The 17,391-nt window shown below is 57.0% G+C and carries 10 protein-coding genes and 1 pseudogene; 8 read left to right on the top strand and 3 right to left on the bottom strand.

Annotated features, from left to right (window positions below; genetic code table 11):
• Positions 1-51: 51 nt before the first annotated feature.
• Positions 52-1,152 carry a VWA domain-containing protein gene (locus VGK48_07220; GenBank protein HEY2380959.1) on the bottom strand — a complete coding sequence of 367 codons (1,101 nt, stop codon included), beginning with the start codon at positions 1,150-1,152 and terminating at the stop codon, positions 52-54.
• A 211-nt stretch (positions 1,153-1,363) separates the two neighbouring features.
• Between VGK48_07220 and VGK48_07215 the strand changes: the two genes are divergently transcribed.
• Complete coding sequence (locus VGK48_07215; protein ID HEY2380958.1) at positions 1,364-3,073, top strand: TolC family protein; 1,710 nt, start codon at positions 1,364-1,366, stop codon at positions 3,071-3,073.
• 81 nt (positions 3,074-3,154) lie between these two features.
• Here VGK48_07215 and VGK48_07210 read toward each other — a convergent pair whose 3' ends face one another.
• Positions 3,155-3,583: a hypothetical protein gene (locus VGK48_07210; GenBank protein ID HEY2380957.1), complete on the bottom strand. Its 429-nt coding sequence runs from the start codon at positions 3,581-3,583 to the stop codon at positions 3,155-3,157.
• A gap of 130 nt (positions 3,584-3,713) precedes the next feature.
• Here VGK48_07210 and VGK48_07205 point away from each other — a divergent pair.
• The 5 genes and pseudogenes from VGK48_07205 (at position 3,714) to VGK48_07185 (ending at position 9,570) form a co-directional block, all read left to right on the top strand.
• Positions 3,714-4,337 (top strand): annotated as a pseudogene (locus VGK48_07205) (sigma-70 family RNA polymerase sigma factor).
• The gene (locus VGK48_07200) at positions 4,285-5,196 is read left to right on the top strand and encodes a serine/threonine-protein kinase (GenBank protein HEY2380956.1); all 912 of its coding nucleotides are present in this window, start codon (positions 4,285-4,287) and stop codon (positions 5,194-5,196) included. Before VGK48_07205 ends, VGK48_07200 begins: the two are co-directional and overlap by 53 nt.
• 334 nt (positions 5,197-5,530) lie before the next feature.
• Complete coding sequence (locus VGK48_07195) at positions 5,531-6,019, top strand: hypothetical protein (protein HEY2380955.1); 489 nt, start codon at positions 5,531-5,533, stop codon at positions 6,017-6,019.
• A 36-nt stretch (positions 6,020-6,055) separates the two neighbouring features.
• Entirely contained in the window at positions 6,056-8,659 is a 2,604-nt protein-coding gene (locus VGK48_07190; protein ID HEY2380954.1) for a hypothetical protein, read from the top strand.
• Complete coding sequence (locus VGK48_07185) at positions 8,638-9,570, top strand: hypothetical protein (GenBank protein ID HEY2380953.1); 933 nt, start codon at positions 8,638-8,640, stop codon at positions 9,568-9,570. The genes VGK48_07190 and VGK48_07185 overlap by 22 nt, the downstream gene beginning before the upstream one ends.
• On the opposite strand, the gene VGK48_07180 is transcribed toward VGK48_07185, so the two are convergent.
• Complete coding sequence (locus tag VGK48_07180) at positions 9,538-11,805, bottom strand: protein kinase (protein HEY2380952.1); 2,268 nt, start codon at positions 11,803-11,805, stop codon at positions 9,538-9,540. The two genes, VGK48_07185 and VGK48_07180, sit on opposite strands and share 33 nt — an antisense overlap.
• Positions 11,806-11,893: 88 nt before the next feature.
• Here VGK48_07180 and VGK48_07175 point away from each other — a divergent pair, with 88 nt between their 5' ends.
• Positions 11,894-14,044: an NAD(P)-binding protein gene (locus VGK48_07175; protein ID HEY2380951.1), complete on the top strand. Its 2,151-nt coding sequence runs from the start codon at positions 11,894-11,896 to the stop codon at positions 14,042-14,044.
• The gene (locus VGK48_07170) at positions 14,031-17,387 is read left to right on the top strand and encodes a TonB-dependent receptor (GenBank protein HEY2380950.1); all 3,357 of its coding nucleotides are present in this window, start codon (positions 14,031-14,033) and stop codon (positions 17,385-17,387) included. The genes VGK48_07175 and VGK48_07170 overlap by 14 nt, the downstream gene beginning before the upstream one ends.
• The last annotated feature ends 4 nt before the right edge of the window (positions 17,388-17,391 follow it).

Raw genomic sequence — 17,391 nt, 5'->3', positions numbered from 1 at the left:
CCGGCCGCGAAGCGGCCGGCAGAGGGTCGCTCACGAGGAATGTTTATGAAATTACTTCTGGCCGAAATACTCTTTACGCGCGCGAACACGATACCGATTATTCTTTGCCCGGATTTCGATGTGGTGCCACTTGCCGTCGTTCAAAGGATGATTCGGGTAATACCCGATGCTGTACTGGTTCCGCAATTCGTTTGCGATTTCATCCAGAATGTTCTCGATCTCCAGCCCTCGATTGTCCATCCAGTTGCCGGAAAGAAGCCACGCCTTTCCGCCGCTCGAATCGGCAAAGGCGTCCAGGACGCCCATATCGACCGTGTCCTCGTCGCCCCGTGAAACCCGCGGGCCCCTTGGATACTGCTGGGCTGGAAGTGCAGGGAACCTGCCGGGATAACCCGTACCTGGGATACCCGGGATGCCTGGAATGCCCGGAATTGGAAGATTGATGCTGGGCCCGTTTGTCGGACCCCGCCGGCCGCCTCCGGGGTAAGTCGGACCGCCGGGATATGGATTCGGATTTCCCTCGCTCAACACCCCGCCGCTCGGAGAAATTCCCAGGCAATAGACCAGAATTTCGGATTCCTTGACGCTTTGCTCGGCGTATTCGAATGTTCGTGCGCTGGCTGTGTCTTCGCCGTCCGTGAGGAGCAGAATGGCTCTCTTCTCGTGGGCGCCGCTTTTAACTTTACGCAGGCTTTCATACAATGCGTCGTAGAGCGACGTTCCACCACCGACATTTACGCGGCGCAACGCCGAAGCAAGCCTTTCGCGATTGTCGGTGAAGTCCTGGCGCAGTACGGGGGTGTCGGCGAACGTCATCAAGAAGATGTCGTCCTGCCGGTGTACGGTGCGAATGAACTTCTCGACCGCGCTCGTTGCCGTGCCGATCTTCCGGAGCATGCTTCCGCTGGTATCCAGGAGAATACCCATGCTCACCGGGAGGTCGCTGGATTGACTCAGATGCGCGATTGTCTGCGGCTGGCCGTCCTCTTCGACAATCAGATCGTCTTCAGTAAGGTCCGGAATATAGTGTCCGGTCTCGTCGGTGATCGTTGCAACCACGTTGACAAGAGCGACATCCACCTTCAATTGGGCCGCGATTATAGGAATCGTCAGAAGTGCGGCAATCAGAAGGATCAGACCAATGCGGGTCATTTATTTGGACCTCCGAACAGCGTGAAGCGTAGGCATTTTGACTGCTAAGTTGCCGGGAGGATAGCAATTTCTCCTCCCAGGACTTCAGGATTGCTGTATCTTATACAGCTTTGGGCTCCTCCGGACGGCCTTCCGCCTCAGCTAAACACTCATAAGTACTTGTGACAGAAGAAGTCAGGAGTTCCGGCATCTCATTCATTGGAGTTTACGAATGAAGCTCACCAGGACATTCATCGCTCTGCTACTCATCACGATGGTTGCCAAACCGGGCATGGCATCGGAGAACTGGGTGGATAAGTTTCTGCATCGTTATGATGCCCACCCTGATCCATCACCAGTTGGGGCACCCGCCGCTGCGAGTTCGCCGGGCGGGCAGTTGGGGCAGTTGCTTCGGACCGGCGAGTTGCCGGTCACGATGAACGACGTCGTCAATATGATGCTCGACAATAACCTCAATATCCGCGCTGACCGCATGGCTCCCCGGTCCTTGTACTACCAGTCTCTCGTCTTCTGGCAGGCGTTGTTGCCGTCGCTGAGGCTCACGAGCAATGTTTCGCGGGATGTTGCCTTGAGTTCGTCACAGTTCTACGGCGCGATGTCGCAAATTACAAACACGGGACTGCTCGACGCCAACGTCTCGCAGTTACTTCCCTCGGGTACGAGCGTCAGCGTCGACTTGAATATGGTCCGCCTGTTGACGAACAGCAGCAGCACCATCTTCAATCCGTCCTATACGAGTCGCGCGACCTACACTGTCGGCCAGCATCTTCTGCAAAACCGCGGCCGGGTTGTGAATTTGCGCCAAGTGCTGGAAGGGCAGAATACGGAGAAGAGTTCCGAGGCGGCGTTCGAGCTCCAGCTCACCAGCCTGATCGTTCAGGCTCAGAAATCGTATTGGAATCTTGTTTTCGCGGGCGATAACCTGGATTTGACGCAGCAATCGCTCACCCGGGCGCAAACGCTGCTCGACCAGAACCGGCAAAAGGTGGAAATTGGTACGCTGGCCCAGGTCGATCTCATTCCTACCAAAGCACAGGTGGCGACGGTCAACGATCAGCTCGTCCAGGCCAGATACGCCGTGACGACCGCGGAAGATCAGTTGAAGACGCTGGTGTCGAGCGAGAAAGACCCGTCGATGTTTCTGATGAAACTGAAAGCCCAGGATCTGCCGGTCCGGCCGGAAGCCGCTCAGATTCCGACGCTCGAAGAAGCGGTCCGGATCGCCCTGGAGAACCGGCCGGAACTCCGCCAGGCGCAATTGGACCTGAAGAATAAAGACATCGAAATCACGTACACGAACAACCAGAGAAAGCCGGTCATCGATTTAACGGCGTCATTCGACCAGAATGGCGTCGGAGGCGCGCAGCGCCGGGGTTTTCTGCTCAACAGTCCTGCTTTCATTGTTCCTGTGCCGGGCGGCCCCTTCAGTTCCCTGGGGCAGTTGTTCTCGTACGGCTACACTGGGTTTTCGGGCGGCATCTCCGTCGTCATACCGATCGACAACAAGGCCGCAAACGCCGCTTACGGGAAGGCGCTCAATGATCAGCGCATGTCGCGCAACCAGATGGACAGCACGGTCCAGGCTATTGCCCTCGATGTTCGTAATTCCCTGATGGCTGTCGAAATGTATAAAGCGCGGATCGACACAGCGAAGACCGCGCGCGAGCTTGCCCAGGATACTTTGGAGGCCGAGCAGGCCAAGTTCGATCTCGGGACATCCACGATTCAGTTCATCATCAACGATCAGAACTTCCTTGCGCTGGCTCAGACCAACGAGGCGCAGACGCTTGTGAACTTTACCGAAGCGCTGGTGGAGCTGGATCGGTCGATGGGCATGACACTGAAGAAGAACAATATCGAATTCGACCGGACGCTGGGCAACGTCGTTCAGAAAACGCAATCGAGTACGTCAGCGAAGTGAGGGGTTCGGATCCCAACATGTAGTCGCGGGCTAAAGCCCGCGACTACATGTTGGGCGCGCCACAGCTGAGAAATCCCGTGCCTAACGGCCCGCTGCACTGAGGGATACACGGATCTGAGAAGATGCCAGTGCCAGCTCGCGTTCTCTCGGGGAAGGCAACTCGATCGAGCCCTTCTGTCCCCACCACAGCTCCGAGAGGTACTTGTCGCCGCCGCCGTACGCCTTGAAGACGATCCTTGGCGAGGCATCTTTCGAGTCGGGCGCCCCCAGGACCAAGAACGCCACGGTCGTGAACGAATCGACGTGGGTCAGCCGGATAACGTTCGGGCCGATAGTTTGCACCCGATAAGCACCTGCAGGCATCAGTTTCTGTCCCGCATAAAAATCGAACGGGATGTTGGCCCTCAGCGTCAGCGTCTGTTGAGCCAGAGCAGTATTACTGGAAAACACGATCACAGTTCCAAGCAAAAGAGCGGCTGTGATGGCCGCCTTTATTTGTTTCGATTTCATGGTGAACTCCTTTTGTTGAACGTCAAAAATTCGCTTCTATCAAGTAAGGCGGGAATCCGGCCGGGCGGCTATCACCCATTCGGAAATTTTCGGGAGTCCGTGAAGTTGACGGGAGGGATACAGTAGACGCATGGCAGAGATATCGTCCGGCGAACTGACGAAGCTGCTGCGGGCGTGGAGCGAGGGTGACGAAAGCGCGCTGGAGCAGCTGACTCCTGTTGTTTACCGGGAATTGTATCGATTGGCCGGCGGATATATGGGGCGCGAGCGTCCCGGTCACACCTTGCAGGCAACGGCGCTGGTAAACGAAGCCTACCTCCGGCTGATGGACTGGAAAAACGTGCAATGGCAGAACCGCGGCCATTTCTTCGGCGTTTCCGCTCAGTTGATGCGAAGGATTCTGGTCGATTACGCCCGTTCGCGTTGCTATGCCAAGCGTGGCGGAGGCGCACACGCCGTCGCGTTCGAGGAAGCGGAGATCACGTATGCGGCGGTCGATGATCGTCTGGGCTTGTTGTTGGAGGTCGACCTGGCGCTCTAGCGCCTGGCAGCCGCCGATCCGCAGCTGGCGCGCGTGGTCGAGTTGCGCTACTTCGGAGGTTTCAGCGTGGAAGAAACGGCCGAAGCCCTGGGCGTCTCGCCGGTTACCGTCAGCCGTCACTGGAATTTCGCGAAGGCCTGGCTGCTTCGGGAACTTGGGCATGGAGTCAAAGGTGGAACAGGAACGCCTGCAGCGGATTCAGACAATTTATAGCCAGACGTCGCCGCTGCCGCCGGCAGAACGCAAGGCGTTTCTCGACCGTGCCTGCGCCGGCAACGAGTCCGTGCGCTCGGAAGTCGAATCGCTGTTGGCATGCGACAGTGAGGCGGAAACATTTCTCGACAAGCCTGCGATGCGCTTTGCGGCCGAATCTCTCGCCGCTGAAGGCGCCGGATTGCTGACCGGCCGCATGCTCGGCCGGTATCAGCTCCTCGGTCTCGCGGGGCGTGGGGGCATGGGCGATGTCTATTGCTCCGTCGATCCCCATCTTAACCGGCTCGTCGCGGTCAAGATCCTGCCCGCATATCTCGCCGGCGATCCCGAACGATTCCGCCGCTTCCAGGAGGAAGCCCGCGCGATCGCGGCCATGAGTCATCCACACATTTGCATCCTGCACGATGCCGGCAACGACGGGGATACGCACTACCTGGTCTTCGAATATCTCGTCGGAGAGGCGCTCTCGGATCGTCTCGCACAGGGACCGCTGCCGCTAACCGACGCGCTCCGTTACCTGATTCAGATCGCCGAAGCGCTCGAACACGCTCATCAACAAGCGATCGTTCATCACGATCTGAAGCCGCAGAACATCATGCTGACGCGAAGCGGGGTAAAGGTTCTCGACTTCGGGATGTCGGGAGCAGGAACGCCGGCCTACCTGGCGCCCGAGCAGACGGAAGGCCGCCCCACCGACGCGCGCACCGACATCTTCGCCTTCGGCTTGCTTGCGCGCGAGATGACTGCGGGAGCCGCGCCGCCGGCCTTGCAGGACGTCATCGCCAGATCCCTCGCGCGCCAGCCGGAAGAACGATGGCAATCGATTTCGGACGTACTGGAAATTCTGCGGCGGATTTGACGAGACTTCGAGAGCCTTTAGTTTTGCTAGCCGGCGGCGGGGCTGAATTAGCCCGCTAGGTATTGCAGATTGATGCTAGACTAGGCCCCAACGGAGGAAAACCATGGGTAATTATCGGTCGTCTTGCGGCTCGGGAGCTGGATATACCGGAACTTGGCCATCGAATCCTTTGGTCCATTTGGGAAGGCTTTGGTTCGATAGCCTGATGGCTTTCGTCCCCAATCTGTCGATTCCTAACGCTTCGCCATCATGGTCACCATCATATAACTACGGTGCAGGGTGTCCCGACTCTTCCTGTGATCCGTGCCATGACTGGTGCCATGATTCGTCCTGGATGAGTTTCGCACTCGAAGGGCCGTCGGAAATCGTACGAGTACATCTGGACCCGGATGCCAGACACGCGAACCTCAGGGTGGGTAAGCTGAAATTGGGGGACGAACTCGGGACCACGTTAGACGCCGAGATCGAGAATCATCATGGACAGATCAAAGTAAAGATAAAGCCGGCGCCTAATCAGAAAACCGGCACATATAACGGCGATATCTTCGACAATTGCGATAGAAAAAGGGGAAGACTAACCGTCAGGGTTCTCACCAAGGATGTAGCGGTCACGGTCGAATCAAGGCCGGAAATGCGTGATGAGGAAACGGCGGAGTTTATCCTGGACTTGCTGCAAATGATGGCTAAAGACAAAGACCGCAGGAATTTAATTTTTGGAGAGCTGCAGAAGTCGGCTCAAAGGGACCCCAAAAAGTACGGTCACGCACAGTCCCTTATAGAAAAGCTACATAAGGCCTTCAAAGAGACCGAATCGACCTCCTGAGGTTGTGACCTGCCTTCCTGAATTCGAAGCGATATCATGACATTTGATAATGACGGGGCGCTACCCCCGTTCAGCGAGGCCAAGTGGCCGCCCTGGAAAACGGTGTCGACAACACTTAAGCCGCCGTTTTACTTCGGCGGCGTAACCTCGCTTGTATTTCCTCTCCGGGCGAGTCTCAATGCGCTACAGCATTTTTGCGACCTCTACTTGAACATTTTGCCGCCGGAAGTCGGATATTTTCGGGCGCCTTTCCCCTATGTGCTCCTGCTCATAAATGACTATGGCTCGATGTCCGTGGATGTCGCCAACGTCGGCTGGATAGCGGAACGCGAGGTTGCGTTTTTCGTCCCACTGCAGTGGTATCGGCGGATCAACGGGCGGTTGGTCTTTTACGATTATGCCTCGATCACTCCTTTTATTTACGTCGATGATGACTTCGCGCTTGGCCTGGGACGTCTGGTGTACGGCTGGCCAAAATCTCCGGCGAAGTCGACGCCCACAGCCAGCACATGGGTCGGAAATCCGCAGGGTCCGATCTGTGAACTCACAATGACTGCGTCGCTCTTTCCCCAGTTCTTTACCGGACAATCTCCACAAACTGAAGTCTTCCTTTCGGTCGAACACGAACGTCCCGCCGCGAATCTGCGCTTTCCGTTCAACGTGCAAAATCCTTTGAATCCCTGGACGATAGCGGCAAACCTCGCCAACGGGATGGCCGGAATGAGCATGGATATCGTTCAACTGCTCCGCGGATTTGGCGTGGTCCCGATGCATCAGGCAACCAGCGGCGACAATTATCTTTCGATGTTTGGCGCCATGGCAGGTTCGTTATTTCCGCTGCGTCCAAACTTCACGCTGAATACGCTTAATCTGAAACAATTCCGGCTGTCGGAAAGCCCGGATTGTTGCGCCTTTCAAGCCGTCACCAATGCGCCGATCGAGATCACGTCCATCACGGCCGGAGGCCGATTGGGCGAGGAGTTAATGATGTTTGGCGATTTGAGCGGCGGTTATTCGGTCAAACTGTACGACTGGCCCATGCTGCCGATCGTCGAGACGCTTGGACTCCAGGTGGACGAGCGGATTCCCGCCCGAGTGAAGGGAGAGGCGGATCTGTTCGTGCTGAAACCGGTACTGCCGTTCTGGTATCAGGGCGACATGCAATACAAACCCGGGACGAACCTGGCGTGGAGGGCGCGAAGTTATACCTGGAATGACGATCAAGGGAACCAGTTCCCCGGAGAATCGCCGAGGGACGAGGCCCCTCCATTCAACACAACGCTGGCCGGAGGCAACGAGACGCTCGTCGGTCCGTTTCATTTTTCCGATGTCGTCGTGCGTGCCCTGCCGCTTCTGGCGCATCGAAGCCGTCTCAACAGTTTCATTTGCGAATATCTGAACACGCCGATGTTCGGTTCCAAAATGCGCTTCGCCTTGTGGGCCGACGCCGATTCCAAGCCGGACGTGGGGCCGGGGCCATGCAAAGAGACAGAACAGCCAGAAAATCCTGAAAATCCATATGCCTACGTTTATCTGGCAGCAATCAGCGTTGGCGCTGTTCAGTCCGAGACTAATGACATCGGCGATTGGACCAAATTCGAAGTGGCGATCTTTGTTCCCGTGCGGCTGCAATACCACGACAATGGAAGTTGGTACACATATTGCGCGGGACTGCTACCGGTTTTTACCTTTATGGACAGTAGCACCGCAGCGGTATCACGTTCCGAGGTTTCCGGGATTCCAACGACTCTCGCGCAATTCGAACTGCCTTACGCGCAGCGCAACACCTGGATGACATCGACAGGCGTGTATCCCGATGCCGATCGGCTGTTACTTCGCATGGAGACAGAAGTGCTTCCCGCCGTCGACGAAGGCCAGAAATCCGCTTCAGAGACCATCCTCGAAATCCATAGCGGCAAGGCTCCGTGGTCGGATTCGAACGCATCCAACGATTATTTCTGGTGTGAGACCTTTAAAAAGGAACTGGAGCGAAAATGCAAACTTGCCAAGTGCAAAGTCGACGAGCTGAATGACGGGCTGGCACTTGCGCTGGATATCATGTGCCAGCAAGCCCCCATTTCGCTTTTCACGTTGAAGCAGTTCCGCGACGTTGCCGACCCAGACCTCGCCTGTTATCAATCCATTGTTCAAACGGATCGTAGTTTTCCCGTCACACCTACCGTGCAGGAGATTGAAGATCCTTTGCGCCTGCTGATCTATGAATTCCCGACGCTGCCGATCGTCAGCCTGCTCGGGCTCGAACATCGGCGCTTGGAAGGCGACGGTTCCGGAATCTTATATGAGATACGTCCTGTCCGCCCATTCTGGTTCGCCGCGAATGTCGATGAGAAACTGGGGCAGCCGCTGGTCTACCGTGCACCGAGCCAATGGATTCCGCTCACAACCATACCCACTCCTGCAGAGTTCAGCGCGGCACCACTGCAAATCGGTGCGGAGGCGGCAAAGATGGTCGATGCCGGGGATCCTCGAAAGCTCGACGCAGCCGTTAACCGCTGGCAGATGACAACAGCCAAGACACCGCTGGTCGGCGCTGACGTACAAAACGTGCTGAACCTGTTCGGACCTGAGCTCATTATTGAGACATTGTTGTCCCGGGAATGGAGGAGCCCGAACTCGTGAATCGCTGGTTAACCCGCCGTGCAGAACTCGATCGCGGGATACGCAGAGCTACGGCCGACATCCCCCCGGATCAGTATGTTGTCAACGAATTGCAATATATCGCCGGTCAACTGTTGAAATGGGACCCGGCTCTCGCCGCAACCTCGCAGCTGGAGTCGGGGAATATGACTCCTGACATCCTGAGGGCATTGATCGACACACTTGTTCACGATCTCGAAACGACCGCTGTGCTTGAATGTTCGCCCCTGTCTCGACTGCCGTCCCTTATGGAGAAGCTTCTGCCACTGGGAGTTGACCGGCAGAAGGTTGAAACAGACTGGTTGGCGTTACGAAGTCCGCAATTCCAACCTGACAATTTTGAAGACATCACCAAAAGCCTGAAAGCTCTACCAGCTGACTTTGCGTCTATCAGTATCATGAAAATTGAAGGAGATCCGACACCGCTGGACGGTTGTCTGCCTCATTCGCCGCATGTCAACCATAGCCTGCTGAAAAAAGTCGCGGAAAATCTTTCTAAGGCAATCATGATTCTTCAGAACGAGGAACTGGATGATCGCGCATTTTTTGGCTCGTTCAAGGAGCTGTTCGGCCGCCCGATTTCGGCAATACAACCTGTCGCGATGAGCCCAAACCTTGTCGCAGACGGTGTCAATCTGGTCCGCGAACGCTACATCATGCAGCGCGAAGCTCTATTGAATGTACTTGCCCGGGATGCTCAGAAACCGGACCACGTCATCTACTGCGGCTGCGTCGACGGAAAGCATCAATGTGTCATTTTGCCGCCCTGCGGAATATACGGCCCCGGGCATTGGCAAACCTGTGAGCCGGGCCCGACACCGTCCATCAAGACACCGGCTGAGCTGCAGCAATTGATGCGTTCAGACAAGACGGCTGGACAGAGAACTCCCTAACCCAAGGCTTGTGAGAAGGCGAGTCACGCGATCGTTCGAGCGGACAGCATCGAAGGCCGGCCGCAATTTCAACCAGACGAGATCGGTGGACCGCGCCTGGAACGCTTCTTCGATGTTCGTCATGGCGTCGTCATATTCTTTCAGGCCGGTATTGACCTGAGCCACCAATACCGGCGAAACGTATCTCCCGGTTTTTCGCTGTGACAGTTCTTGAAGCTGACGGCGGGCATTGTCCGTCTGTCCAGCTCTGGCTTGAGCGTATCCGAGCGCAGAGATACTTTCCGACGATCCCCGGCTGATTGCGACCGCGCGTTCCAGTTCGCCGAGTGCGTCGGGATATAGACCTTGTGCCGCATAGATCTGGCCGAGAAAGTAATGTGCCAGGTAGAATGCTTCATCCATCTGCAGTACCGCGCGAAAGTCCGCGATCGCCCGTTCGTAGTCACGCTCAAAAAAAGCCAGTACGCCAACGGAAGATGCGATCGCCAGAGATACGGGATCGGTCTCGGACGCTATCTTCAGCTCCTCTCTGGCTCGCGTAAATGCGCCCAGGGGAGACAGACAATTCATCGCGTACCATTGACGGGCCTGGGCGTAATTCGGGTTTAAGCGAATCGCAGTTTCGAACTCTCTGGCGGCGGAATTCCAATCCCAGTCGAAGACGGCTCTCAGGCAGGCTCGTGAGGTCAATGCTTCGGGCAGATCGGGTTTCAGTTCAAGTGCGCGGTCTGCGGAGTTTCTCGCAAGCGGCAAAAAGTCGAGAGGCCGTACGGCGCCGTACAGACTGAGCGTCACGTAAACATCAGCCAGCCCGGCATGCGCAACGGCTTCATTGGCATCCTCGGCGATCGCGCTCTCGAAATACTCCGCGCTCCGGCGCAGGTCATCCTCTGTGCGCTTATTCCAGAAGTACCGGCCTTTCAGATAGGACTCGTAGGCCCGGACGTTGCGAGGCGGAGTCGGAGCGGCCGGCGCAGTCATCGACGCAGCGAATGTTCCTTGCAGCTTCCCGGCAATCGAGCGGGCGATTTCATCCTGGATTTCGAAAATGTCGTTCAGTAACCGATCGTAGCGTTCGGACCATATCGGATAACCGGTTTCAATGTCGACCAGCTTGACGACGATGCGCAGCCGGTCTCCCGCCTTTCGAACGCTTCCTTCCAGGATAGACGTCACATTCAGGGTACGTCCGATCTCCCGCAGATCGAGAGTGGCTCCCTTGTATCGAAACGATGCCGTCCGTGAGGCAACGCGGATTGGGCTCGACTGACCGATCGCCGAGATCAGTTCTTCGGCCAGCCCGTCGCAGAAATATTCCTGGTCGTGCGCTGGACTCAGGTCCGAGAAGGGCAGAATGGCGATTGCGGCCGACGGTGAAGCAGCCTGTAGCCGTGCGGCATCGTCGCTGCGCAGCCCGGTCAATGCCGCCCATAAATCACGTGCCGACGCGTACCTTCCGGCAGGAGATTTGACAAGACTTCGCTCGATAACCCGTGAAAGGGATTCGGGAATTGCAGGAGCAGCCTGGTTCAGAGGAACCGCATCTTCATGAAGAATTGCTGCCATTGTTGCCGCGTGTGTAGTTCGCCGAAAGGGATGTACGCCGGCGAGCATCTCATATAAAACGATTCCAAGCGAAAATATGTCGGAGCGGGCATCGAGTTTTTCACCGCGAATCTGTTCTGGTGCCATATATGCCGGAGTTCCGGCGATGCCGGGTTTCGACACCTCATCCTGATGTGTCGAATCGTCACCAGACGGGGGGCTCTGTTTAAGCATTCTGGCCAGACCGAAGTCCATCAGCTTCGCGTGGCCGCTGAGTGTGATCATGATGTTGGTGGGTTTTAGATCGCAGTGAATGATCTGCTTTTCGTGAGCTTCCGCAAGCGCCTCGGTAATCTCGATTGCTATCGTCACGGCTTCCTTCAGCGGTAGGGGACCGGATTCCAGGCGTTGTGAAAGAGTTTCACCCTCGAGAAACTCCATCACGATGAAAGGCGCGCCCTCGCAGTCACCGGTTTCATAGATTTTGCAGGCGTGGGGATGATCGATGGACGCGGCGGACCGCGCCTCTTCGAGTATCTGTTTTCGCGCGTCGGGTTGCTTGGTGGCGAGCACTTTGAGCGCCACCCGGCGATTGAGGATCAGGTCCTGGGCGAGGAAGACTTCTCCGAGGCCGCCCTCGCCGACTTTCTGCAAAACGCGGTAATGGGAAACGACCTGTCCGACGTGCACGTCGTATGCTCTCCTAGCCCTACCTCGCTTTCAATACCTTTTCAATCGGTAGACTTATAAAGGCTTGCTTCAGTACAATGGCCCGCCGATGAAAACACCCATTCGTGTAGCCGTGATTGGCGGCGGTTGTGCCGCTCTGACGGCGGCCTTCGAACTCACACGTCCCGAACATGACGGTCAATATGAGGTCACGGTTTATCAAATGGGATGGCGTCTTGGCGGAAAAGGCGCTTCCGGGCGCGGCGTCGCGGATCGCGTGGAGGAACACGGTCTTCATTTGTGGATGGGCTTCTACGAGAATGCCTTCCGGTTGATGCGCGAATGCTACGCCGAGCGGCGGCAGGCGTTTCCGAATTGCCGTTTTGCGGATTGGCGGGATGCCTTCAAGCCGGCCCCCAACGTTGGCGTTGCAAACCGGACGGGGGATGGATGGGCGTTCTGGCTGGCGCATTTTCCACCGGGTCAGGGTGAGCCTGGTGACCCGGCGACGGGTGACCCGTTTACTGTCGCTGCTTACCTGCGCCAATCCGTGATGCTGATCGGTGAGTTGCTGCGGTCGGCAGCCGCGATGGAATCTTCCGAACAGGGAACGGAAGATACCGGCTCCGGACCACGCCCCAACAGCGGCGGCGGAACCACACCTGGCGTTGCGACAATGCTGCGGTATTCCCAGCTCGCGACGGCCGCCGCTCTCATTGAGGCAAGCGATTTCCTGCGCGAAGCGATCGATACTCTTTTCCCGCGCTTCTTTGGAGATGCCGTCTCCGCGCCGATGCAGATCATCGAACAGTTGGCGGTCGCGGCCCGGCGCCAGCTTGCTTCCATGGTCGAGGCGAGTCCCGAACTGCGCCGGGTCTGGGAAGTCATCGATCTCATTCTCGCTATCGTTCGCGGTTCGATCCGTTGTGGACTGGCTGTCGATCCGCGCGGTTTCGACGCGATCAACGATTACGACTGGCGAGAGTGGCTCCGGATGAACGGCGCGTCCGAGCCGTCACTTGATTCGGGATTCATGCGGGGGATTTACGACCTGGTTTTCGCATACGAAGACGGCGATGTCCATCGTCCGCGCCTGGCGGCGGGCGTAGCCTTGCGCGGAGCAATGCGGATGTTCTTCACATACCGCGGTTCGCTCTTCTGGCGCATGAGTGCGGGTATGGGCGATGTCGTTTTCGCGCCGCTCTACCAGGTGCTGAAGCAAAGAGGTGTGCGCTTTGAGTTCTTCCATCGGCTGACGCATATAGGACTTGGTCCCAGCGAACCCGGCGAGACTCCTTTCGTGAAGACACTCGATTTTGATGTGCAGGCCCGTATCAAGGGCGGCGGTGAATATCAACCCCTGGTGGATATTCACAACCTCCCAAGCTGGCCCATTCAACCCGATTACGCTCAACTGGTCGGCGGCCGTTCGCTTGCCCGCGACGGCCGCTCCTTTGAGGCGATCTGGGAAAAGGGCCGTGCGGGCAACAAGAGGTTGTCGGTTGCACGCGATTTCGATTTCGTTATCCTCGGCTTGGGTATTGGGGCTCTGCCCGGCGTGGCTGCTGAACTCATCGAGCGCGAGCCACGCTGGCGCGATATGGTTCGCGAAGTCAAGACCGTGCCGACGCAGGCGTTTCAGCTCTGGATGCAGAAGGATTCGAGCGAGCTTGGGTGGAAAGGCAGCGAAACGAATGTGTCGGGCTTTGTCCATCCATTCGATACCTGGGCGGACATGAGCCATCTCATCCCGGAGGAAAGCTGGCGCATCGCGGTCAAGTCCATTGCATACTTCTGCAGCGTGCTGCCCGACCTGGCTCCGGATTCCTCCAGCGTCACCCAGGACTTTTGCCTGCAGCAAGACGAAACCGTCCGCAACAATGCCATTCGTTTCCTGAACAACGATGTCCGTGCGCTGTGGCCCCGGGCAGCCGGCGGAGATGGAGCGTTTCGCTGGGATTTACTGGCAGGCGAAGATCAATCGAGCGCAGAAGCATCCCAATGCCGCTTCGATTCGCAATTCTGGAAAGCGAACGTCAATCCGACGGATCGTTATGTACAATCGCTGCCCGGCAGCATTGTTTACCGCGTGTCTCCCCTGGATATGGCCTTTGACAATCTGACGATAGCCGGTGATTGGACGGCGACGGGACTCGACTCCGGCTGTATCGAATCCGCCGTCATTTCCGGTCTTCTGGCAGCACACGCGATTTCTCAAAAGCCATTGCTCAAGGAGATCATCGGTTATGACCATCCATAGGGCCGCGATGCTTTCCGGCATCGTCCTGTTTGTTTCGGTCCTGAGCTATGCCCAGGTGAGTTATGACAGCGCCGTACTGAAAGGAAGCATCCTCGATCCGAATGGCGCAGTGGTTCCGGGCGCGGCCGTTACCGTGACCAATACGTCTACGGGTCTGGTCAGGACCGCGCTGTCGGAAGAGGCCGGCTATTATCAGGTGCCGGCGCTCGCTCCGGGCACCTATCGCGTCACCGTACAAGCCGCGGGTTTCAGCAGAGCGGTTGCGGATAACGTTGTGCTCACGGTGGGCGAACCTGTTTCATATAACGTCCATCTTGTCCTTGGCGTGCTCGATCAGGAGGTCGAGGTTAGGGATCAGGCGCCTCTGATCGAAGTTGAGCAAACACAGCAGGCAAACACCGTCAACCAGCTTCAAGTCGAGAATCTTCCAAATATCGACCGCCGCTTCACGGACCTTATTTATACCGTTCCGGGCGTGGCAAGTTCGAATACGCCTTCAATACAGGATCCCAGCGTCGGTACCGGATATCTCGCTTCCGGATTCTCCATAGGCGGCAGCAACGGTCGTAACAACCTGATTACGATTGATGGCGGCGAGAACGATTACGGCTCGGGTGCGCCGCGAGTGCGCAACGTGCCCTTGGATTCAGTGCAGGAGTTTCAGGTAAACCGAAGTTCTTTCGCGGCGGAATTCGGAAATACGGTGGGCACGGCCATCAATGTCGTGACGCGGAGCGGGACAAACACACTGCACGGCAGCGTTTACTCCTACTTCCACAACAGAAATACCGATTCCGTTAACTATTTCAACCGGCTGATCAATCCCGGTTCGAACCTTTTCGAACAAAGCGCTATTTCCGGCTTCACGCTTGGCGGACCCATCAGGCACGACAAGCTGTTCTTTTTCACCGCCTACGAAAATCAGAAGCTCGATTCGGCGACTTCGCAGAATTACTCAGGCACAGCGGAGTTTCAGTCTGTAAGCGCTCAAACCAATGGTTACAGTGGCGGCAAGTGTCCCGGGCAGCCCGCACAGGTCAGCCAGCTTTGTTATTTGACCCAGTTGGCGAATTCCGGCACCGCGGCAGCGCCCTTGGGCGCTACTCTTCTCGCCTCACCCGTGTTAGGGGCGCCGCTCGCAGACCCGATCCTGAGCGCTCTTGTTCTTCCAAACCAGGGGACATTTGACGGAATTATCTCGACACTTGCTGCGGTTCGCGGTACGCCCGGATTCAACACGCCGCGAGGCCGCTACAACAATTGGGTTTCCCGGGTCGATTATCAGCCGTCTGTCCGTGACAGCATCATGGCGCGTTTTTCATTGATGCACGAGACGGATAGCGTGGTTCCGCAGCCGCCGACCTCCACGTTCGATCTGCGAACGGACTATACGGTGACGTCCGCCTGGACCCACTCTTTCAGTCCGAAGTTCGTCAACGTTCTTCGCGTGCAAGCCGTGCCGCAAGATCTTGCCACAGCCGGCACTCCCTATCCGGAGCGGGCGGAAATCGACCTTCTGACCGCGAATTCGATTGTTCTGGGGAATCCGTTTTCATTGCCGTACGGTGCGAACGTGAAGCGGTTTCAATTCGACGACAATGCTGTTTTGCTGCGCAAGGCCCACAGCTTTAAATTTGGCGGCTCATATCAGCCCGACCATTACAACGTTTCCGAAAACGTCTGGTTTGGCGGCCAGTGGAGTTTCGCGGATGGTGCTATCCCCCTGATTGCGCTTTTGCCTCAGGCGGTGCAGGCAAATCTCGCCGCTTTCAACCTGAGCCAGGGTTATCCAGCGGGCGGGCCATCATCGACGAATTTGACGGCGGTGCAGTCCTTCCTTGCCGGCACACCGCTCTCTTTGATTCAGGCCAGTCCCTCTTCGAATACTCAATGGAAAGGCTGGGACCACCATCTCGGCGTTTACGCGCAGGACACGTGGAAAATTTCTCCAAAGCTGACATTTAACTACGGAGCGCGGCTGGACTACGACGCCGCGCCTGCGCCGGTGCCGCACAGCGTCTATGTTTCGCCGCGTGCAGGCCTTGCATGGGATCCGGCGGGCACAGGAAAAACCGTCGTCCGCGCGGGTGGGGGGCTGTTCGTTGCTCCGGTTCTCTTCATGGTGCCCTTCTACGTGAATACCCTTGGCACCAGCGGGAAATATATCAACCAGGGCGCATTATCGGCCAGCCTCCCGTCGCCGCCGTTTCCTTCCATCTTCGCTGCCTGGGCGGTCGCCAGGTCAAAAGCGACAGGGCCTGATCCGAATCCCGCACTCAGTCCCGCCGACCTCGCGTCCATAGGCTGGGCGATAAACCCTCCGGGTCCGACGGCATTTGGAAGCGTGTTTTCAACATTGGATCCGGGTTTCAAACCGCAATACACCGTCCAGGCGAGCACAAGCATCGCGCGCGAAATCGCTCCGAACCTGTCGATCGAGCTCGGATACAGCTACTATCGAAGCGTTCACATCCAGCAGGTAACCGCCGGCAATTACCAGGAAGCTCCGTGTAACTTCGTGAACCCTGCGCAATTCACGGCGGTGATCGATCCGTTCGTTGGGCCATGCTATGGTCCCCAGCCTGGAACAACAGCCGGTGTGCCGAATTCGCTGGTTTTCGTCAACGACGTCTGGTCGCCTGTCGGCAGCGGCGTGTACCACGGACTCACGTCTTCATTGAGCAAACGCTTCAGCCATGGTTTGCAGTTCAACGCCAATTACACGCTCAGCCGCGCAGAAGACAATACAAGCGATTTCAGTAATCTGAGCGTCCCGTTTCGTCCCGACCAGTTGAGGAGAGACTGGTCTGTTTCGGATTTTAACGTGACGCACAATTTCGTCGCAAACGCGGTCTACATGACTCCCTCTCAATCCAAGGTTCTGGCCGGCATTTCTATTTCGCCGATCGTTGTCCTGAGGTCCGGAGTTCCATTCACTCTTCTGGCACCCGGTCTGGGAGGCTTGTCGGGCAACGGGACGATCGGACATACCAGCGAAGCGCGGCCATGGAATGAACCCCGGAATGAGGGGCGAGGCGATTCCTACAAGACTGTTGACTTGAGAGTTGCGAAATCCCTGTACTTCAATGGAGAAAGGGGACGGAAGTTGGAACTCATCGCGCAATTTCAGAATCTGCTCAACCGGACGAACTTTGCTGCGGTCAACAACATCGTTCCGGCTGATCCCAATTTCACTCTTCCGAATGGTGGAAATCTGCTGAACGGTCCATACACTGCCACAGGCTTTGCTCCAACTTCCATCTCACAGCTCAGCCAACCGCTTGCGTTTGCGTCCGCTTATCCTGCGCGGTACATCAGCTTCGCTTTGCGGTTGGGATTCTGAGCCG

Source organism: Terriglobia bacterium, from assembly GCA_036496425.1.
In the GTDB taxonomy this organism is placed as follows: Bacteria; Acidobacteriota; Terriglobia; order 20CM-2-55-15; family 20CM-2-55-15; genus 20CM-2-55-15.
This window is presented reverse-complemented; position numbering and strand designations above follow the sequence as displayed.